The organism is Pseudomonas sp. H1_D04 (assembly GCF_054683855.1).
The window spans coordinates 5,306,823-5,327,049 of record NZ_CP162826.1 but is presented as its reverse complement, the minus strand read 5'-3'; the positions used below and the strand labels follow the sequence as shown (position 1 = coordinate 5,327,049).

The 20,227-nt window shown below is 58.5% G+C and carries 19 protein-coding genes and 1 pseudogene; 8 read left to right on the top strand and 12 right to left on the bottom strand.

Annotated features, from left to right (window positions below; translation table 11 throughout):
- Nucleotides 1-40 precede the first annotated feature (40 nt).
- The 4 genes from AB4N82_RS24530 to AB4N82_RS24515 are packed head-to-tail and all read right to left on the bottom strand — an operon-like array spanning nucleotide 41 to nucleotide 2,064.
- A complete protein-coding gene (locus tag AB4N82_RS24530; protein ID WP_034105446.1) occupies nucleotides 41-490 on the bottom strand; it encodes an SRPBCC family protein in 450 nt (149 codons plus the stop codon).
- Between the two features lie 44 nt (nucleotides 491-534).
- Nucleotides 535-921, bottom strand: coding sequence for a nuclear transport factor 2 family protein (locus AB4N82_RS24525; protein ID WP_034105444.1), 387 nt, complete (start codon nucleotides 919-921; stop codon nucleotides 535-537).
- 56 nt (nucleotides 922-977) lie between these two features.
- Nucleotides 978-1,361 carry a nuclear transport factor 2 family protein gene (locus tag AB4N82_RS24520; RefSeq protein ID WP_460103370.1) on the bottom strand — a complete coding sequence of 128 codons (384 nt, stop codon included), beginning with the start codon at nucleotides 1,359-1,361 and terminating at the stop codon, nucleotides 978-980.
- 10 nt (nucleotides 1,362-1,371) lie between these two features.
- Nucleotides 1,372-2,064 carry a TVP38/TMEM64 family protein gene (locus AB4N82_RS24515; RefSeq protein WP_052211105.1) on the bottom strand — a complete coding sequence of 231 codons (693 nt, stop codon included), beginning with the start codon at nucleotides 2,062-2,064 and terminating at the stop codon, nucleotides 1,372-1,374.
- A 158-nt stretch (nucleotides 2,065-2,222) separates the two neighbouring features.
- Between AB4N82_RS24515 and AB4N82_RS24510 the strand changes: the two genes are divergently transcribed.
- The 3 genes from AB4N82_RS24510 to AB4N82_RS24500 are packed head-to-tail and all read left to right on the top strand — an operon-like array spanning nucleotide 2,223 to nucleotide 5,125.
- Nucleotides 2,223-3,068: a sugar phosphate isomerase/epimerase family protein gene (locus AB4N82_RS24510; protein WP_460103367.1), complete on the top strand. Its 846-nt coding sequence runs from the start codon at nucleotides 2,223-2,225 to the stop codon at nucleotides 3,066-3,068.
- 9 nt (nucleotides 3,069-3,077) lie between these two features.
- The gene (locus AB4N82_RS24505) at nucleotides 3,078-4,085 is read left to right on the top strand and encodes an LLM class oxidoreductase (protein ID WP_034105438.1); all 1,008 of its coding nucleotides are present in this window, start codon (nucleotides 3,078-3,080) and stop codon (nucleotides 4,083-4,085) included.
- A gap of 38 nt (nucleotides 4,086-4,123) precedes the next feature.
- On the top strand, nucleotides 4,124-5,125 hold the full coding sequence (locus tag AB4N82_RS24500; protein ID WP_459677147.1) for a zinc-dependent alcohol dehydrogenase family protein: 1,002 nt from the start codon (nucleotides 4,124-4,126) through the stop codon (nucleotides 5,123-5,125).
- A 74-nt stretch (nucleotides 5,126-5,199) separates the two neighbouring features.
- Here AB4N82_RS24500 and AB4N82_RS24495 read toward each other — a convergent pair whose 3' ends face one another.
- Genes AB4N82_RS24495 through AB4N82_RS24480 form a run of 4 tightly spaced genes read right to left on the bottom strand, consistent with a single transcriptional unit; the run spans nucleotide 5,200 to nucleotide 9,898 of the window.
- Nucleotides 5,200-5,592: a carboxymuconolactone decarboxylase family protein gene (locus AB4N82_RS24495; RefSeq protein WP_034105434.1), complete on the bottom strand. Its 393-nt coding sequence runs from the start codon at nucleotides 5,590-5,592 to the stop codon at nucleotides 5,200-5,202.
- 28 nt (nucleotides 5,593-5,620) lie between these two features.
- Nucleotides 5,621-7,288, bottom strand: a complete 1,668-nt coding sequence (locus tag AB4N82_RS24490) for an MFS transporter (RefSeq protein WP_252994238.1) — start codon at nucleotides 7,286-7,288, stop codon at nucleotides 5,621-5,623.
- Nucleotides 7,289-7,322: 34 nt separating this feature from the next.
- Nucleotides 7,323-8,756: an aldehyde dehydrogenase family protein gene (locus tag AB4N82_RS24485; protein WP_459677142.1), complete on the bottom strand. Its 1,434-nt coding sequence runs from the start codon at nucleotides 8,754-8,756 to the stop codon at nucleotides 7,323-7,325.
- A gap of 14 nt (nucleotides 8,757-8,770) precedes the next feature.
- Entirely contained in the window at nucleotides 8,771-9,898 is a 1,128-nt protein-coding gene (locus tag AB4N82_RS24480) for a zinc-dependent alcohol dehydrogenase family protein (protein ID WP_459677139.1), read from the bottom strand.
- A gap of 192 nt (nucleotides 9,899-10,090) precedes the next feature.
- Here AB4N82_RS24480 and AB4N82_RS24475 point away from each other — a divergent pair, with 192 nt between their 5' ends.
- From AB4N82_RS24475 to AB4N82_RS24455, 5 genes and pseudogenes are all read left to right on the top strand, one after another.
- Nucleotides 10,091-10,765 carry a GntR family transcriptional regulator gene (locus AB4N82_RS24475; RefSeq protein WP_052211103.1) on the top strand — a complete coding sequence of 225 codons (675 nt, stop codon included), beginning with the start codon at nucleotides 10,091-10,093 and terminating at the stop codon, nucleotides 10,763-10,765.
- Nucleotides 10,766-10,879: 114 nt separating this feature from the next.
- Nucleotides 10,880-11,773, top strand: coding sequence for an NAD(P)-dependent oxidoreductase (locus AB4N82_RS24470; RefSeq protein ID WP_080758278.1), 894 nt, complete (start codon nucleotides 10,880-10,882; stop codon nucleotides 11,771-11,773).
- A 77-nt stretch (nucleotides 11,774-11,850) separates the two neighbouring features.
- Complete coding sequence (locus AB4N82_RS24465) at nucleotides 11,851-12,663, top strand: N-acyl homoserine lactonase family protein (RefSeq protein WP_052211102.1); 813 nt, start codon at nucleotides 11,851-11,853, stop codon at nucleotides 12,661-12,663.
- Between the two features lie 187 nt (nucleotides 12,664-12,850).
- Nucleotides 12,851-13,939, top strand: a pseudogene (locus AB4N82_RS24460) (cache domain-containing protein); the annotation flags it as partial.
- Between the two features lie 15 nt (nucleotides 13,940-13,954).
- Nucleotides 13,955-14,797, top strand: a complete 843-nt coding sequence (locus AB4N82_RS24455) for a methyl-accepting chemotaxis protein (protein WP_422121191.1) — start codon at nucleotides 13,955-13,957, stop codon at nucleotides 14,795-14,797.
- Nucleotides 14,798-14,855: 58 nt separating this feature from the next.
- Here the strand turns inward: AB4N82_RS24455 and AB4N82_RS24450 are convergent, their stop codons facing one another.
- The 4 genes from AB4N82_RS24450 to AB4N82_RS24435 form a co-directional block, all read right to left on the bottom strand.
- The gene (locus AB4N82_RS24450) at nucleotides 14,856-15,767 is read right to left on the bottom strand and encodes an N-acyl homoserine lactonase family protein (protein ID WP_252994242.1); all 912 of its coding nucleotides are present in this window, start codon (nucleotides 15,765-15,767) and stop codon (nucleotides 14,856-14,858) included.
- Between the two features lie 223 nt (nucleotides 15,768-15,990).
- Nucleotides 15,991-17,001 carry a LacI family DNA-binding transcriptional regulator gene (locus tag AB4N82_RS24445; protein WP_460103360.1) on the bottom strand — a complete coding sequence of 337 codons (1,011 nt, stop codon included), beginning with the start codon at nucleotides 16,999-17,001 and terminating at the stop codon, nucleotides 15,991-15,993.
- Between the two features lie 61 nt (nucleotides 17,002-17,062).
- Entirely contained in the window at nucleotides 17,063-18,418 is a 1,356-nt protein-coding gene (locus AB4N82_RS24440) for a c-type cytochrome (protein ID WP_034105425.1), read from the bottom strand.
- Entirely contained in the window at nucleotides 18,415-20,193 is a 1,779-nt protein-coding gene (locus AB4N82_RS24435; RefSeq protein WP_459759061.1) for a GMC family oxidoreductase, read from the bottom strand. Before AB4N82_RS24435 ends, AB4N82_RS24440 begins: the two co-directional genes overlap by 4 nt.
- Nucleotides 20,194-20,227: the final 34 nt, after the last annotated feature.

The window sequence follows — 20,227 nt, the reverse complement described above, 5'->3', positions numbered from 1 at the left end:
TTAAACCCCGCACCCATTACTGGGGCGGGGTAGGGCACATTCACGCTGTGGCGGTTTGGTTCAGGTAAACCTGCAGGCTTTCATGACCACCGACAATGAGCGACTCGATGGTCGAGGTCCATTGGCCCTGGGGATCAGGCTCGCGTGTATCGAAGGTCGCAGACCACAGAATCACGGTTTTCTGCTCGCCGGTCAGCGGGATCAATCGCACGGTCAACACGTAGTTATCCACGGGCAGTGGCGCTTCAACGAAGCGGTAGGAGAACTGCAGATTCACCGCGTCTACCGACAACAACTGCTCGCGCAGAATGGCGCCGTCCTGCAATGTCAGCCGACGGATGCAGCCAACCAGACCGTCAGGCTGACCGTCTTCGATGACGCTCTGTGGGATCGCCGGGTGCCACTGGCTGATCTTCCCGAAGCGCTTGAGTACATCCCAAACGCGCTCGGCGCCGCCGTCTACAACGGCGCTGTATTCAACTTTTGCCATGATTTACCACCTTAAGAAACAGCATTGCGTTCAGGCCGCTCGGATCAGCCTTCGAACTGGTGATAAACCTTGGCGATTACCTTCCAGCTGCCGTCGATTTTGATCAGCGTCAGGTAATCGTTGTAGTCGGCGCCAATCGCGTCCTTTTCCATATCCACACGTACCACGGCAGTGGTCGGGGTGATCGCCAGCACGTCCAGGCGTGTGCTGATATCCGGGGCCTTGCCATTGGTGCGAACGAAGTCGAACAGGTTGCTGATCGGACCGCCCAACAATTTGCCGTTGGTGAAGCCGTACATCACAGCTTCCTTGTGGAAGGCCTGCTCCAGAACTTCGGGGCTACCGGCACGCAGGCCGTCTGCGTATTGCTGGGCTACAGCGATAACGGCGTTGTAGTCCTGGGTCGGTACTGCTTTGATGTTTTTGCTCATGGTCAAACTCCTTTGCATGGTTTTGGCGCCAATGGGGCGCGGTTCAGGCGGGTGGGTTAAGGAGCAACGTGGGTGTGGTAAATCTTGCTGATGACGGTCCACTTTCCATCGACCTTCAGCAGGTTGAAGAAATCGGTGAAGCAGAAGCCGGAGATGTCATTGGTATCAATACGAGCGCTGGCAGCGGTGCCCACAATATCGACGTTGACGATGGCACCTTTGGATTGCGGAGACGGGCGGAAAGCGCTGTCGATGATGTCGAACAGACCCTGGATCGGCCCACCGGTCAGCTTGCCTTCGCCATCGACACCAAAGATGGTGGCCTGCTCGCTGAAGGCAGGCTTCATCACGCTGCTTTTGGCTTGCTTTCCGCCTTCGTTGTAAAGGTTCAGCACCGCGACGATGGCGTTGTAGTCTTCGACGTAAGTTGGGTTGCTCATGGTGTTACTCCTAGTTTGAAGAGGGTTGAAGAAGGGCTTGGTTGATTGCTTTGCGTGCATATCGAGCGATGGTCAGTAAGGCGATCAATGCAACGACCAAACCCGCCCAAGTCATCACTTGAGTCGAGCGATTGGTCGTCACCTCGCCACTGATTATCTGTGCGACATCAGCCGCCAGAGAGCCCAGGTACGCATACAGAAATGTTCCAGGAAGCAGGCCGATCCAGGTAGCCAGCAGGAAATCACGACGGACGATTCGACTGGCTCCGAGGCCATAGCTCAGCGGAGCGAACGGCACGATGGACGCCAGGCGCAAGAGAAAAACAATCCGAAAACCGCCTGATTCGATAGCGAGGTCGACCGCTGCCGATTTGGGGCTGTTCGCCAGGCGTCGTTTGACCCAAGGGCGCATAAGCGATCTGCCCAAGGCGAACGCGACTGCTGCGGACAGCAAGCCAGCGGGCGAGATAAGCAGCGTTCCCCAAATCGGGCCGTACAAAAAACCCGCAAGCGCGGTGAGCATCGAGGCGGGCACAAAAGCGATAGTGGCCAGCACAAATATTGCGGCATAGAGCGCAATCCCGACGGCGTCGAGCGAGCGAACAACCTCGATCCAGTGCGCAATGTTGTGTACGGCCAGGTCTATCACTTCGCCTATTCCATTCTCTCGGTCGGTGGGGGTGCTTGCGGTCCAGCGCATCATTGCCAGCTAATTAAATAGTGATCGCTACGTATTGTGTGTGTATTCTATAGCGGTCACTACAGTTAGTGTCAAGACATTTGCTGTCGGTGTTGGTGAAGGCGAAGCGGACGTTTGGCGGTGCTTTGCGACCAATGCCTGACGGCCTGCGGGAGAGCACCATGACGCAAAAGTTTTACGCGCAGGACACCTGTTTCTACAGCTCCATGGGCACCTACAGTTTTGAGGACAGGTGCGAGATGACTAAGGAGGTGGGTTATGACGCCACCTATCTTTCAATCTGGGATGGACGCAACTGGGCAGCTGTCCAGCAATTGAGCAGCGTCAAGGAGCGTTACGACCTGGAGGTAGCGGGCATCTACGTGGTACTCAACCTGCGCCTGGGCCTAGAGGCGGAGCAAAACGCGGGCATCTATCAAATGCTGAAAGTGGCGCCGCCAGGCTCCACCGTTGAATTGGCGATTAAAACCGCGGGGGACTTCCCGCGTTCGGACCCTGCGGGCGATGAGCCTGTGGTGCGCTGGTTGGCCGAAGCCTTGTCTATCGCGCAGCAGCGCAATATCCGCATCCTGATCTACTCGCATTTGCTGCACTGGAGCGAAAAGCACGACGACGCCCTGCGCATTTGTGAGCGACTCAATCACCCCAATCTGGGTATCGTTTTCTGCGGCTACCACTGGTACGCCGGCGACGGTGAGCGGCTGGGCGCCACGCTCAGGCGTGCGCTGCCCTTTCTCAAGCAAGTGAATCTTTCAGGTTCACGCCGCAGCCCTCTGGGCTGGGGCCAGACCGCGACCATTGAAACCCTCGACCAAGGCGAAATGGACAATTTTGCGGTCATGGCGCTGTTGAAGCGTTTGGGTTACGACGGCTTTATCGGTTGGCAAGGCTGGGATGAAAGCGGCGATGCCTTTACCAAGCTGCGCAAGTCGCTGCAGGCGCTTCGCTGCATGGACGAGCGCGTGCGCAAATTCCCGCATTGGGCCCGCCACGTCGATCATCAATAAGGAGTTTTTATGTTTTCGTTGTCCAGTACACCGTACCAGGCGTTACCGGGTTTTCGTCGGAGCTTCCAGCCTGGGAAACTGACCCTCGGTTTGTTTTTTCCAATAGAAGCCTACGAGGGCGATATGCCCACAATGCGCAACCAGGTAGCGTTGGCTCTGCAGGCGGAAAGGGCCGGTTTTGCCTCCTTATGGTTTCGCGACGTCCCGCTGCGCGATCCGACATTTGGCGATGTTGGGCAAATCTACGACCCTTGGACTTACCTGGGCTATCTTGCCGGGCAAACCCGCGATATCGCACTGGGAACCGCCGCAATCGTTGTACCCATTCGTCATCCGCTCCATTTGGCCAAGGCTGCAGCGAGCATCGATCAACTCAGCGGCGGCAGGTTGTTGCTCGGCGTGGCCTCTGGCGACCGTCCGGTTGAATACCCGGCTTTCAATGTGGAATCCCACAGCCGTGGGGAGCGATTCGTCGAGCATTTGGAGGTTATGCGCAAATCCCTCAGCACTCAGTTCGAGCCGATTCGCTGGAGCGAGGGCGAGCTGAGGCATGCAGACCTGGTGCCCAAACCCTCAGGCCAGTCCATTCCATTATTCATTACCGGCAGCAGCCGTCAGACGTTGCAGTGGATTGCCAGGGAGGCTGACGGTTGGATCTCTTATCCGCGCGCCTTGGATAAGCAAAGGGATATTGTTCGCCTCTGGCACGAGACTGTGCGCGAGCAGGCAGGTGATGCCTTCAAGCCATTCAGTCAGTCCCTCTTTATCGACCTGACCCACGACCCCGATACCGCCCCTACACCTATTCACCAAGGCTTCAGGTTAGGCCGTAATGCGCTGCTGGAGATGCTGCACACTCTGCAATCCTTTGGGGTTAACCATGTGATGATCCAGCTCAAATATGGGCAGCGCCCGGCCCAGGAGGTTCTGGACGAATTGGCCGAGTTCATCGTGCCGCAATTTCCCGCGCTGACACGAGGTCTCCAAACTGCGCCAACCATTGTTACTCAAAGGTAAAGACGGTCGTTTTACCAGGCTGTAAACAGGAGAGCGTCATGAGCATACAGACACAGATGCAGGCTCAGGTGTTGAGCGATTATGCCGAAGGTACATTCACCCTGACCCAGGTTGATCGCCCTTTGGCTGGAGCAGGCCAGGTGCTTGTCAAGATAGCGGCGAGCGGGGTCAACCCGATTGATTTCATGATCCGCAAGGGACAGGCGCCCTATGCGATGCCTGAGCTTCCCGCGATCCTCGGCACTGATCTCGCCGGCGTGGTGGAAGCCGTGGGCGAGGGCGTCACCCGCTTCAAGGTTGGGGACGAAGTGTATGGGCTGACAGGTGGCGTGCGTGGCCTGCAAGGTTCCATGGCGGAGTACGCCGCCGTAGACGCCGACCTACTGGCCCTCAAGCCGAACAACCTCAGCATGCGCGAAGCCGCGTCAATACCTTTGGTATTTCTGACCGCGTGGGAGGGGCTGATCGATCGTGCTGGCCTGCAAGCGGGTCAGTCTGTGCTGGTGCAAGGCGGCGCCGGCGGAGTAGGGCACATGGCGGTGCAAATCGCGGTTGCTCATGGCGCCAAGGTGTTCGCCACAGCATCATCCCAAAAGCGCGGAATTGTTGAGTCCTATGGTGCAACGGCCATCGACTACCGCAGCAGTACCGTTGAGCAGTATGTAAAACAGCATACGGGTGGGGCAGGTTTCGATCTGGTTTACGATACCGTTGGCGGTCAGACCCTTGATGATTCGCTGGTCGCCGCTCGCGCCTATGGTCATGTATTGAGTTGCTTTGCGTTCGGCACTCACAACCTGGCGCCAAGCTCGCTGCGGTGCGTGACGGTGTCCGGGATTTTCGTATTGTTGCCGATGTTGAGCGGGGAGGGGCGTGCCCATCACGGTGAGATTCTGCGGCATGCCACACGCCTTGCCGAGGAAGGCAGGCTCGTTCCATTGCTGGACGAGCAGCGCTTCTCACTGGCCGACGCATACGCAGCGCATAGGTTGCAGGAGTCGGGCAAGATGGTTGGGAAGGTGGTTATTGATGTCGTTTGATGGCTGTCGGCAAATCGCGGCACTGTAATCACAACGCAAAACGCAGCCCGAGGGCTGCGTTTTGGTTTCCAGGCTTAACGGCGATGTTCGGTGTCCCAGGCCTTGATGGCTTCCGTGGCGACTCGGAACGCCGCCAATGCGCTCGGCACACCCGCGTAGATTGCAGCCTGCATCAACGCGGCGCGAATCTCCTCGACGGACACGCCATTGGTCAGCGCGCCCTTCACATGCACGCCCAGTTCATGGTGCTGGTTCATGGCCGTCAGCATGCCGATGTTGAGCAGGCTGCGGGTTTTGAACGGCAAGGTCTCGTCACCCCACACAGCGCCCCAGCAATACTCGGTCACCAGCGCTTGCATGGGTTTATTGAAGTCGTCTGCCGACGACCAGGACTTTTCGACGTGGGCGGCACCTAGTACGGCTTTGCGATTCTCGAAGCCTTTATCAAACAGCTCGTTATTGCTCATGGTTTCACCTGGCTCACGGGAGGGGAGGTTAGAGATTGATGTCGATATCGCGCGTTTCGCGCAGGAAAAACAGACCAACTACAAACGACACGCCGATCCACGCCACCGGATACCAAAGGCCGAAGTAGATATTGCCCATCTGTGCCGAAAGGGCGAAGGCGATGGTGGGCAGCAGCCCCCCGATCCAGCCACTGGCAAAGTGGTAGGGGAACGACATGGACGTATAACGAATACGCGCCGGGAACATTTCCACCAGCATGGGAGCAACCGGCGTCAGCGAGATCACGCCGCAGAACACCAGCGCCATCAACAGCAGGAACACCTTGCCGCGCTGGAACTTCTCCGGGTCGGCTTTGAGGGGGTATCCCGCCTGGTCCAATTGGCTCTGCAACGAGGTTTTCAGCGCACCCATGCGATCCTTGGCGACCGCCGCATCGAGGCCTACCGTGCCTTCAGAGATCAACTGTGCCGAACCCACCTTGATCACCGCGTGGGCTTGCCCAGGAAGCGACTGGGTTTCGTAGCTGATGCCGGTTGCGGACAGGGCTTGTTTGGCAACGTCGCACGGGCTGCTGAAGGTGCGGGTACCGGTCGGATTGAACATGAACGAGCATTGAGACGTGTCAGTGACCAACGTCACCGGCGTGCGCTGTTCTGCGGCCATCAAGTCAGGGTTGGCGTAGAGCGCAACGCCTTTGTAGATGGGGAAGATGGACAGTGCCGACATCAGGAACCCCGCCAACAGGACGGGTTTGCGTCCGAGGCGATCACACAGCCAGCCCGCCAGCAAAAACATTGGCAGTGCCGTCATTAACGCCAGCGTCAGCGTGGTGTTGGCTTGTTGAGGATCGACCTTGAGATTCTGGGTCATGAAGAACGTGGGGTACAGCACTGCGATGTAGTAAGCGCAGGTCATGCCGCCACAAATGCCAAACAAGGCGATTATCAGGCGGCGCAGGTTGGCCTTGTCCAGAAAGGTTTCGCGCAGCGGTGATTTTGACAGGCGTTTCTCGGCTTTCATTTTCTTGAACGCCGGCGATTCTTCCATGCCCATCCGCACGGATATCGAGATACCCAGCAACACCAGCGAGAACAGGAATGGGATGCGCCAGCCCCAGGTGTTGAAGTCGTCGCCGCTGATGTACCGGCACGTCAGGATCACACCGAAAGCCAGCAGCAGCCCCAGGGTGCCGGTGGCCGAGATCCACGCCGTGTTGAGGCCGCGCTGGCGATTGGTTGAGTGCTCGGAGACGTATGTCGCCGCTCCGCCATATTCGCCGCCAAGCGCTAGACCCTGGAGCATCCGCAGTGCGATCAACAGACTGGGCGCAAGGATCCCGGCGTATTCATAGGTCGGCAACAACCCCACCGCCACCGTAGAAATACCCATGATCACAATGGTGATGAGGAAGGTTTTCTTGCGCCCGATGCGGTCGCCGATACGTCCGAATACAATGGCGCCAACCGGTCGCATCACAAAGCCGACCGCAAAGGTCAGCAATGCGAAGATAAACCCGGTGGCGGTATCCAGGCCGGAGAAGAAATTAAGCGCGATCACCGACGCAAGCGCGCCATACAGGGTGAATTCGTACCATTCGAACACGGTGCCCAGGGACGCGGCAGCGATTACCTTGAGCGTAGAGCGGTCTACACCTTGGGTGGATTTCAAGTCCACCGACTCAGCAGTCGTTTTCATTTTTTCACAACCTGTATTGTTTTTATTGGCGTGTTCAGTTTGCAGGTGCAAAGCCCACGATGGCCTTGGTTTCCAGGTATTCCATCAGCCCGTGTGCCCCCCACTCTCGACCATTGCCGGACTGTTTGAAGCCGCCGAATGGCGCGCCGATATCGGCCGGCGGATAGTTCAGGTGGACTTGGCCAGCACGCAGGCGACCGGCTATGTCGCGGGCGTGGTTCAAATCGGCGGATTGCACGTAGGCCGCCAAGCCGTAGGGCGTGCCGTTCGCAATTTCAATCGCTTCTGTTTCGCTGTGATAGGCAATGATCGACAGCACGGGGCCGAAGATTTCTTCTTGGGCGATGGTCATGTGCGGGGTTACGTTGGCGAACACCGTGGGCTGGGCGTAATAGCCTTGCTGCAGGCCCTCGGGACGGCCGACGCCACCGCAGATCAACTCGGCGCCTTCATCAATGCCTTGCTGCACAAGGGTTTGTACGCGCTCGAACTGAGCCCTGTTGACCAACGGCCCCAGCTGAGTGGTTTCATCCTGTGGATCACCGACACGGTACTTCGCGACCTCCGCGCGAGCGATTCGCACCACGTCGGCCATACGTTCTGCCGGTACCAGCATGCGGGTCGGGATCGAGCAGGATTGCCCGCTATTGGTAAAGCACGCGGCGATACCCTTGGCGACTGCCTGGCTGAAATCAGCATCGCCCAGCACAATATTGGCCGACTTGCCCCCCAACTCCTGAGCGACGCGTTTTACCGTGTCGGCCGCGGTTTTCGCCACGCGGACGCCGGCCTGGGTAGAGCCGGTGAACGACACCATGTCGATATCCGGGTGTGCACTGATAGCGTGGCCCACGCTGGGTCCGTCGCCATTGACCAGGTTGAAGACCCCTGGCGGTACGCCCGCTTCGTCCAGCACCTCGGCAAACAGCAAGGCTGAGAGCGCAGAGAATTCGCTGGGCTTGAGGACGATCGTGCAGCCGGCCGCCAGCGCCGGTGCGATCTTCACCACGATCTGGTTGATCGGCCAATTCCACGGAGTGATCAACCCACATACACCGATCGCTTCGCGACGTATCCGGGTCGTGCCATGCTGCTCGTCGAACTCGAAGTTGCGCAGAACACGAATGATTTCCTCGATATGCAGCGAGCCCCGTGCCGCCTGGGCCGCCCGGGAAAATGCAATTGGCGCGCCCATTTCCAGGGTCATCGCCTGGGCAAACTCTTCGTATCGGCGCTTATAGATGCTCAATACCCTCTCAAGCAAATCGAGGCGCTGCCCAGGCGTCCAGCGTGAATAGTCCGCGAACGCGCGGCGTGCAGCGTGTACTGCGCGCTCCACATCGTCGGCGTTGCCCATGGCCAGTTCGCCGTAGGCTTGCTCGTCAGCCGGGTTGATCAGGGTAAACGTGGCCTTGCCCATCGGCTCGACCCATTGCCCATCAATGTAGAACTTGTCTGTAGGGTACATGGCGACACTCCTGCTCAATCGAACGTGATGATCTGGCGAACGGCTTCACCGTCACGCAGCCGATCCATGCCGACGTTGATCTCATCCAGGGTCAATCGGTGCGTCACCAGCTTCTCGATTGGCAGGCGACCGAGACGGAATAATTCCAGGTAGCGTGGGATGTCACGGCTGGGCACGCTGCTGCCCATGTAGCTGCCGCGCAAGGTGCGCTCGTCAGCCACCAGGCCGACCATCGGCACCTCGAATGTCGCGTCCGGTCGAGCCAGGCCGGCGGTGACTACCTCGCTGCCGCGCTTGCCGACTTTCCAGGCCGTTTGCAACGCGGCGGATGCCCCCGCGAATTCCAGTGCCACATCCACACCGCCGCCGGTCAGGTCGCGGATGGCTTCGACCAGGTCCGGGTCGGCCGCATTAAACACATGCTGCGCCCCCAACGATTTGGCCATCGCCAGTTTTTCCGCATTGGTATCGATAGCGATCACTTGGCTGGCGCCCGCCGCTAGCGCGCCTAGCTGCGCCGCCAGGCCTACGCCACCCATGCCGACGATTGCGACGGTCGAGCCCAGTTTGATACTGGCGGTATTGGTCGCTGCGCCAACGCCGGTCAAGACGGCGCAGCCGAACAGTGCCGCATGCTCCAAGGGAATATCTCGGGCCACGCGCACCAGAGAGCGTGTCGAAACCACGGCGTATTCAGCGAATGCGGAGATGCCCGAGTGATGATTGAGGACTTGTTCCCCGCGCTGCAGGCGTCGATCACCGCGCAGCAGCGTGCCGGCCGCGCCCGCCACCGCACCGGGGCCGCAAAGAGCAGGGCGCCCGCCCGAACATTCAACACAATGGCCACAGGAGGCGACGAACACAGTCACGACATGATCACCCACAACCAAGTCGTCGACATAAGGACCGACCGCCATGACCACACCCGCGGCTTCATGCCCGATTACCATCGGCAGCGGACGTGGCCGCACGCCTTCGATCACGGACAGATCGGAATGGCAGATGCCGGCTGCGGCGATCTTGATCAATACCTCGCCGGGTCCCGGGTCTCGTAGCTCAATCGTCTCGATGCGCAAAGGTCGGCTTTGGGCAAATGGAGTCGGCAAACCCATCTGGTCCAGCACGGCGGCTCTGATTTGCATAGGGGATCTCCTCTGAATCGATTGTTTTTGTGTAGTGAAGTTATCACTCGATTCGTATCACTGTATTACAATATTACAGCATCAACAACACGGTTGTTGCACAGCGGATAGGAAAAAATTGCAATACAATAAGCCGGTCAATCAATCAGATCGTAGGTGTGCCTAATGTCACCAAAGGCCACGGAGACGGGAATGGAAAACGAAGAAATGCCGGTGATGGGCCGGCCGGAAACCTTGCGCGGCCAAGTCGAGACCTTTCTGCGTGAGGCGATCATGAATGGCCGCTTCGCGCCAGGCGAAAGGCTTGTCGAGCGTGAACTGTGCGAGTTGTTGCAGGTGAGTCGGCCGCCGTTGCGTGAGGCACTGCGTCGACTGGAAGCGGAAAAACTACTGGTGATCGTGCCGCACAAAGGGCCCGTGGTCGCCAGCCTGGATATTCGCGAGGCCAAGGAACTCTATGCATTGCGCGCCTTGCTTGAAGGCTTTGCGGTGCACGAATTTGCGCGCTTGGCGGATGCGGCGCAGATCAAAGCGCTGGAGCGAACTGTGAAGGAGTTGCACGCGCAGGCGAAGATTCCCAATCGTCGAGCTCTGCTGGTCGCCAAGACAAAAATTTACGACGTACTGCTGGGTGGTAGCGGTAACCGCCTGATCAACGAGGTGCTCCAGGGCCTCCTGTCGCGTATCAACCTGCTACGCGCTACCTCGTTCTCCCGCCCTGAACGTTTGGCGGAGAGTCTGGCGGAAATTGACGAAATGGTGGCTCGCATCAAGGCCCGCGATGCGGAAGGCGCTCGCGAGGTTGCGCAACTGCATATCAAGAACGCCGAAAATGCTGCGCTAGGCATGCTGGAAGATAGCGATTAATGGCTTAGATGTAATATTGACAGATTGTATTACAATGCTTAGGGTGTTCTCACAAAGCAGGCCACAGTTTGTGTGCAAAGTGGCTAGAGAATAATTCTACAAGCGAGAAACACTATGAACGACGTCAACCAAGGCATGCGTCCTACAGTTCTGTTCATCGGATTGGGGATGATGGGGCGCCCGATGGCAAGTCTCATTGCCAAGGCCGGTTACCCCTTATTGGTGAGCGACACCAACGATCAGGCTGTCGGCGAGTTGTGTGCCGAAGTGGGCGCCCATCGCCTGGAAAACGCACAGTCACTGGCCGACGTCCGTATCGTTATCACCATGTTGCCTAACTCCCGCATCGTGAATCAGGTGCTGGTGGGCGATTACGGCGTCGCCAAGCGACTGGCGCCGGGGGCATGCATCATCGACATGAGCTCCTCCGAGCCTCTCGAAACCCAGGCGTTGGCTGAACAGTTAAGTGAGTTCTCGCTGAGCTTTCTGGATGCCCCGGTTTCAGGCGGTGTGAAACGCGCTATTTCCGGGACGCTGCAAATCATGGTGGGTGGCGACGCCAACGTGCTCCAGCAACACCGCGAGCTGCTGGACGTCATGGGTAACTCAACCCATGTTGGCCCAAATGGCGCAGGTCATGCGGTCAAGGCGCTGAACAACTTTGTGTCTGCCACCGGGTTGTTGGCCACCGTTGAGGCGCTGCATGTGGGTGAGAAATTCGGCGTAGATCCGGCAGTGATGACCAGCGTGCTCAATAATGCTTCCGGCGGTAACTTCACCACGGCCAACAAGGTCAACCAGTTCATGCTCAGCGGCACTTACGCCTCAGGCTTCGCGTTGCAACTGATGGTCAAAGACCTGAAAATCGCTGTCACCCTTGCGGAGCAGATGGGGCAGCAGATGAAGCTCGGCCATGAGTGCCTGGCGGTCTGGCAGGAGGCGGCGCAAAGCACCACGCCTCAGACCGATCACACCGAGATGTACCGCATCATCGACGGCCACGGCTAGTCGACAAGCTGCGCGCTACCGTCCGGGGCGTCATTGCTACGCCCCGGCTCTTCTTCCAACTCCTGGGTATTAAAACCATGAACATCGCCCCCACGATTGAGCCTTTTGACGTGTTCGCGGTGAAATATGCCGAGCATCGGCGCACCGCCTCCTCGAACTTCCTGGGCGGCGACCCGCACGATGGGCCAATGCCCATGGATTACTTTATCTGGGTCGCGACCAACAGTACCGGCACCTGGGTGATTGATACCGGCTTCAACCAGGCCACGGCCCGCCAGCGTGGGCGAGACTTGATTCGTTGCCCGGCTGAATCATTGCGGATGCTCGGTATTGATGCGGCCGCCGTCGACAACGTGATCATTACCCACCTGCATTACGACCATGTGGGCAACTTCGATCTGTTCCCTGCGGCTACCTATCACCTTCAAGACAACGAGATGCTGTTTGCGACTGGGCGGCACATGGCTCACAAATGCGCGCACGAGGCCTATGACGTCGAAAATGTAGTCGGGATGGTCCGCGAGGTCTACCGCGGGCGTGTGCAGTTCCATGAAGGCGACGCCACATTGGCTCCCGGCGTGTCGGTGCACCTGGTGGGCGGGCACACCATGGGCTTGCAAGTCGTGCGCATTTTTACCCGCCGAGGCTGGATGGTTCTGGCCTCAGACGCCAGCCACTACTACCGCAACTTCATTGAGGACCGTCCATTCCCGATCGTCTTCAATGTGGACGATATGCGCAGTGGCTGGGCCCGAATCAGATCATTAGCCGACTCCGAACATCACATTGTCCCAGGGCACGATCCCTTGGTGATGAATCGCTATCCACCCTTTCCTGGCGCGTCGGAAGGCTCAATCTGCGTGCTCCATGAGCCCCCGATATACCGTTGATTCCAGACGCTCTCGACTGTTGGTTACTGATCAATATTATTTGTATGAAAACTTAAATCTTATTGTTTTTATTTTTTGCGGCCGCCCGCTACTGTCCATTCCGCGCGTAACCAAGCCACAACCTCAGGGCCACCTCGTTCTACGCAACCCTCTTATAAAAATGACTCGATAACATTCCGGAGTGCAGATGAACGTCAAACAGAAATTGACCTGGGCGTTTGTGGTGATCGCCTGCTTGCCTGTGTGCCTGATTGCGACACTGGTGGTCATGGATTTGCGCAATGACGCCCGCGATGATTTTATCGAGGGCAGTAACCGCGAAATACGCCAGGTCGACACGGCCATGCAGTTGTACTTCGAAAGTATTCGCCAGAACGTGGATTACCTTGCCTCTCAGCCGTTATTGCGCAACGTTGACGGCAGCCTGAAAAACTATAGCGGCGCCAATGCTCCCAGCATTGCGCAGGGCGCCTTGGATAAGCAGATCTTTGAGTTTTATGCGCACTTGGCCAATAGCCATTCGGCGTATTCCAACATCATCTTCGGTAACAGCGCGGGCGGTTTTGTGTCCTGGCCTGATAATCCGAACCGGGCCAATTACGACCCTCGTGAGCGGCCTTGGTATAAATCTGCGATGAGCAGCCCGGGCAAGACCCTGCGCACTGACGCTTACTACTACGCGCCTAAGGATGCGGTGTATGTCAGTGTCGTTCGCAGCATCGATACCCAGTTGGGCAGCAACAGCGGCGTGATCAGCATCGATGTGTCGTTGCAACAACTCACCGAAATCATCAAGCACATCAAACTCGGCGAGAGCGGCTACCTGATGCTTGTCGAACGCGACGGCAAGGTGTTGGTTGACCCTCAGCAACCTGCGCATAACTTCAAGACGCTTTCAGAGATCGGCAGCGGCTATGAACAGTTGGCCAGCTCCGGCAAAGGTGCGTTTGAAGTTGAGCTCAACGGTGAACGGTATATGGCCAATGTCTGGCCTTCCGACCAATTGGGTTGGAGTTTTGTGGGCCTGATCAAACAACAGGAAGTGATGAGCTCGGCGACCCACTTGGCGTGGGTGATTGCGACCATTGCCGGCGTGCTGGCGCTGGTGTTTGCGCTGGTGGGGGCGAGCTTCGCAGGCTTGATCGTAAGACCGATCCGCAGCGTCGCCAGCGGCCTGCAAGGCATTGCTGAAGGCGACGGCGATCTGACCCAAAGCCTTCAAATACGCGGTAACGATGAAACGGCGCAGTTGGCCAGCTGGTTCAACCAATTCCTCACCGCGATCCGCAGCATGATCAGCAGCATCGGCCAAGCAGCGCATAATATTCTGACCACATCCAACGCCGCCACGCAGGTGTCCAGCGACATGGCTGAGGTTGCAGGGCGCCAGCGTGAGGCCGTGGATATGGTGTCCACTGCGTTCCATGAAATGGTGGCCACCGCCAACGAGATTGCGCGTGCCTGCAGTCAGGCTGCGGAGTCAGCGGACAGCGGCTGGAGCAAAGCGCGCGAGGGTCAGCAGCAGATTGATGCGGCGGTCAGCAGCGTTGATCAGTTGAGTCATGAAATCGAGAAGTCCGCCGAGTCGATGCAACAACTGGAGCGTGACAGCAACGATATCCAGTCGATCCTTGGCACCATTCGTTCAATCGCCGAGCAAACCAACCTGCTCGCGCTGAACGCCGCCATCGAAGCTGCACGCGCTGGCGAACAGGGTCGTGGGTTTGCCGTGGTCGCAGACGAGGTTCGGGCGTTGGCCAAACGCACGGCCGACTCCACCGCCGAGATCGACGGCCTGCTGGGCACCTTGGCCAAGCGTACGGGGCTTGTTACACACCAGATGCGTGCCAGCCTGGATGTCTCGCAACAGTCGGTTAGTCGTATCGGCGTGGCGCGCACCAGCTTTGGCCTGATCCGCGATTCAGTGGATGTGATTCGAGACATGAACACTCAAATCGCCACGGCAGCAGAGGAGCAGCATCAGGTCGCCGAAGGCATCAATCTGCATATCAGCCAGATCCATGGCGATGCGCAACGTGTCGCAGAGTTGGCTGAATCGGCGCGTTTGAAGTCATCAGGCTTGGCCGGGTTATCTGCGGAGCTGGACAGTCTGGTCCGGCGTTTCCGTACCTGACGAGCGCGCTGGACGAGGGCCACTTCCGACATTGGCCCCCGTTGTGTGGCGCTAATGCTTAGTCGTACCAGGCAGGCGATTTCAGCGCGTTACGCACGAACTCAGTGCTGTGACCGATCCACAATTGCGAGTGGGTCTGCATGAGGAAATCTTCCATGGCCTGTCGCGATTCTGGCGTGCCGGCATGCTTTTCTTTGTCAGGCATACGGTTCTTCGTACGTTCTTCGGGATAGTGGTAAAGGTCGCCGGAAATCAAGACCCCGCCGTATTGCTTGAGCTTCACGTACAGCGATTGGTGGCCGGGGGTATGGCCAGGGGTTTGTTTCAAAATGACTGAGCCATCGCCAAAAACATCGTGGTCGCCCTTAAACAACTGCTGTGGGTTGTGTTTGAGTGAGGCAAAAGAGGCCGCGTTCTCCGGAGTGGCCTGTGCGCTGAACATAAAGTCCTGCTCGGCTTTGGAAGTCAGCCACGTTGAGGCGGGGAATTCGCTGATGTTACCCACGTGATCGAAATGCGAATGTGAAAGCGCGAGGTAGTTAATGTCCGAGGGTGCGACTCCGATGTCGGCCAACTGGCTGAGCAGTGTCTTGGTAACGATTTGCCCGTACCCATCGATGGCATTTTCATACACCGGACGACCAATCAAACGGTCAGACAGTCCGGTGTCGAACAACAAAACGCCTTTGGGGTGCATGACCAGATAGCAGGTGACCGGCATGTTGGTATCAACCACTTCCTCACGCGTCAGGTTGTAAGACTCCGGGTGGTTGTATATCAGCTGTCCACAATCGAGCACGTAGACGCGCAAGGTTTTAACGATCGGCAGCGGGGCCATTGCAGGCCGATGCTGGGTGGGTGAAGAGGGAAGTGTTTGGGCGTTGACCCACCCTGCGCCGCATAGCGCAGCCGCCATGCACAAGCCCAACCCAAGTGCCTTTTTGCCGATTGTAATGCGCTCATTTTTCATCATGGTCTTCTTGTTTTTAAGGTGAATGATTTCGCACTTATCGCAATGCGGGTCGCCGTTGTGTGGATGAATGGAGTCAATCAACTCGTAAAAGCAAACGACGCGCGTAGGTAGTGAGTGCGAAAATCACTCTAATTAATTGTATTACAATGTGTCAATATTATTGATTGGTTATGCTGTGACTTATTGATCGAAACTGAATGGCAGAACGCGTCTTGGGAGGTCAGAGGTTTTCGTCGATAACGATCTTCATCGCCAGCGACAGTACGGGGGGCGCATCGACTATTCCCTGCTGATGCAGCAGGTAATCGATACAGGCTTGCACCTGGCCTTCCGGGTCTTGGTCCAGTACCAGCGACATCACGCCCTGGCGTAGCAGGCTTGCATGCAATGCGCTGGCCTCGTGACCGATCCACACGGGGTGTGCATCTGCCTGGGCAAGGGCCGCTTGAATACCCAGCGATCCGCTGCCGGTGTCGTATAGCCCTGCCAAAGGTTGATCTGCAAGGCATTGCGCGACGACTGCGCGGGTGAGTTCATCGTCGTCGAAGCACTCGATCGGGCCGATAACGCGTGTGTCGGGGGCATGCTGCGTCATCACGTCGATAAAGCCCTTGGCCCGCTCCTGGTGAGCAAAAAAGGCCAGTGAGTTGACCACCAGCAGAACCAGCCCCGGCTGCGGCCCGACCCACTGGCTCATCAACCGTCCGGCGCTGCGCCCCGCGGCGTGGTTGTCGATGCCGACATACACAGCACCTTGTACATCGGTGAGGTTGCTGGTGAGTAAAACGGTGGGCGTGCCGCCCTGCACGATTGCGTTCAACGCCTGCTGCACGGTGGGCGTATCGGGGGCGACCACAATCATGCCGTGGCGACGCGAGCGCGGTTTGCGCAGGGCGTCGAGCAGTTGCTGCGGTGCGCCCTCCGCCCAGCGTTGATGGCGCAGCGTAAGGTGGGCGCTGAGGCGTTGGGCTTGGCGTTCGAAGGCTGCAACCAGCCGCTTGAAGTGGTCGGTGGCGCTGTCGCTCAGCAACACATCGACAATCATTGGGCCGGTAAATGGCGCAGGCAGGCCCGGGCGGATGCCCAGGGCGCGTGCCACGGTCAGCACCTTGCGCCGTTTAACATCAGACACCTTGCCACGGTCATTGAGCACACGGTCCACGGTGCTCAGGCTGACCCCCGCCAATTCTGCGACCTTCAACAGACCGTGACGTTTGACTGTGCTGCTCATGCCAAGCACGCTTCCTGTGAGAGGGTGGGCCTGTGAGTGTACCGGCAGGCCCGATATGGTGTCAGCGAGATGTGCCGTCCGCGCTCAATTGCGCTGGCAATTTGCGTGCCTCGCGTACCTCTGCAACCTGTTGGGCGGTCACCTGCGGCGCGGCATTACCCCAGCTGTTGCGGATGTAGGAGAGTGTTGCCGCAATCTGCTGGTCCGATAGCTTCCACGCAAAGCTGGGCATTGCGCCGCTGGTGGGATTGTCGAGGGTCACCGCGCCGCGCCCGCCTTCCAGCGCCGTGGTGATCAAGCTTTGCGCATTTTCAGCCTGGATTCCGGGGTTGCCAGCCAGGCTCGACGCCAGTTGATTGATCCCCTTGCCATCACTGTTGTGGCACGCCGAGCAATTGGCCGAGTACACGTTGGCGCCTTGTTGCATGGTCTTGTCGCTGGCGTGGAGCGGGCGAGGGCTGCGAACGTCCGAGCCCGGCAGAGTTTTGAGGTAGGCCGCTATGGCGAACAGGTCTTCATCGCGCATATGCTGGGTCGAGTTTGTGACCGCTTCGGCCATCGGCCCGGACGCTACGGCCACGTGGTTACTGCCGGTCTTGAGATATTGCACCACTTGCATATCGCTCCAGCCGCCGATACCGACGTAGGGGTTGGCGGTAATTTCCGGTGCATGCCAGCCCGCCAGTTCGCCGCCTTGCAGGTACGCGCCCTTCTTGTCACCACCGAGGAAATTCTTCGGCGTATGGCAAGCCGCACAGTGCCCGAGGCCGTCGACCAGGTAGGCGCCGCGGTTGATCTGTTCGGTAGCACCTGCCACCGGTTTGAACGGCGTGTTATCAAAGAACAGCAGGTTCCAGCCCGTCATCATCAGGCGGATGTTGAACGGGAAGGGCAGTTGATTGGACACGACTTCGTTATTTACCGCCGGAACCGTTTGCATGTACGCCCAGAGGTCGTGCATATCCTGGTTGCTGACTTTTACGTAGGCGTTATAGGGCATCGCCGGGTAAAGGTTCTCGCCATGCCGGCCTTTGCCTTCACGCACCGCTCGGGTGAACTCCTGCTCAGTCCAGGCACCAATGCCGGTGTTTTTGTCGGAGGTGATGTTGCTGGCGAGCAGCTTGCCGAACGGCGTTTCCAGTGCATAGCCACCGGCAAAGGGTTTTCCACGATGGGGGTCGGTATGGCAGGCCGCGCAGTCACCGGCTATGGCAACGTAACGGCCGCGCGTTACGGCGGGGTCTTCCTGTGGCTGAGTGCTGGGCGCCTTTATCCCGGCGCTGTGGTCGGCCTGTTGCCCTGGCTGTGCAATGCTGTCCGCCGCATCGGCAACGCTGAATGCACCGTACAGGCCGATGGCCGAGCCCAGGGACAATACGGCGGTGGCTGTCAAGGCCATGCGAAGACGCGGGTTCATGCTGGCATCTCCACCAGTGGACCGGGTTTGGCCAGGTATTGATCGATGATCGCCTTGGCGGTCCACAGGCTCAGGGCCCCGATGGTCGAGGTGGGGTTATAGCCGGCGTTGTTGGGGAACGACGAGGCGCCCAGCACGAATACGTTGTGCACATCCCAGCTCTGCTGATAGCGGTTGAGTACGCTGGTTTTCGGGTCCAGGCCCATGACCGCGCCACCGATGGTGTGGTCGCTGGACGGTAAGTACGGCCCGTAGTTGACTGCGGCGGCATCAAAGCCGTTAACGATTTTCGCGCCCATGGCCTTGCCGATTTCTACAGCTTTTTCTTCGGTGAAACGGGCCATGCGCCGATCGTTTTCGTTGTAGTCAAAGGTCACGCGAATCAACGGGTCACCGTGGGCGTCGTGGTACTCCGGATCCAGATCTAGATAGCACTCGTCGTGGGAAAAACTGGTGCCCTGGTTGAAGATGAATGTGCCGTTCTGGAAGGCATGGTTATAGGCCTTTTTCCATTCGCTGCCCCAGCGTGGCGTGCCTGGCGGCACGGCATCGGCGTTACCGATGGGGCGTGCGCCACGGGCGACCACGAGGATTCCGGCCCCGCCGATAAAGTCCTTGCCGGTGTGGTCGAAGTTGTCGCCGTTATAGTCGTCGACCTGGGCGGAGAGGGCGCCTGCGCCAATGTACTGATTGAGTTGTTCGTCCTCGAAAAACAGATTGGCACCGGACACGGTCTGGAAGCTGTAGGCTCGGCCCACGACCCCGGTGCGCGTTTCGGGGTTGTAGGGTTTGCCGATTTTCGAGAGCAACAGCAAGCGTACGTTTTGCATCTGGAAGGCAGAGAAAATGACGATGTCTGCCGGTTGCTCCCACTCCATCTTATTACGGTCCAGGTAGCTCACACCGGTGGCGGTTTTTCCGTCTGCGGCGAGGTTGGCGCGCAGCACGGCCGACTCAGTCAGTACGGTAAAGTTGCTGCGTTGCATCAATGCTGGGATCACGCAGGCATTGGGGCTGGACTTGGAAAAGTTGCCGCAGCCGTAATACAGGCAGTAACCGCAGTAGGTGCAAGGCCCCATGCGCACTCCCAGCGGGTTGGTGTAGGCCTGCGACGCCTGGCCGGCGGGTACCATGAACGGGTGCAGGCCAAGTTTTTTGGTGCCGTCAGTGAACAGGTCGGTCAGCCGAGTGGTCGCCAGTGGCGGCAGCGGGAATTCACTCTTGCGGTTGCCTTCAAAGATATTCGCGCCGTCGATCTTCTCGCCCTTCAACACACCGGCCTTTCCCGATACGCCGGCGATCCGTTCGAAGCGCTCATAGAAGGGCTCCAGGTCGTCATAGGTGACGCCCCAGTCCTGCACGATCAGGCCCTTTTCAATCTGCTGCTTGCCGTAGCGCTTAAGGGTAAAGCTGTAAGGCTCGAAGTCGAACGGCAGGAAGCGCCACGCCATGCCGGCCCAGTGCGTACCTGAGCCGCCGACGTTGTAGCCCAACTCGTTCATGCTCCAGTCGCGGGTCGGCAGGGCAGTTTGCGAACGGTTGTTGCGGAACGTGGTGGTCTCGATGGCCGGCGGTAGCAGCATGCTGCGGCGGGTGTCCCAGCGCAGCTCGTCGGTGTCTACCGAGGGCGGAAAATCAGTGGCGGTTTCAAACCACGGACCACGCTCGATCGCGATGACATTCAGCCCGGCGCGGGTCAGTTCTTCGGCAATCAGCGAGCCGCACCAGCCGAGGCCGACAATCACTGCGTCGACTTTGGGGCGTACATTGGACATTCAGGAATTCCTCTTCGTTACAGCGAATCACGGT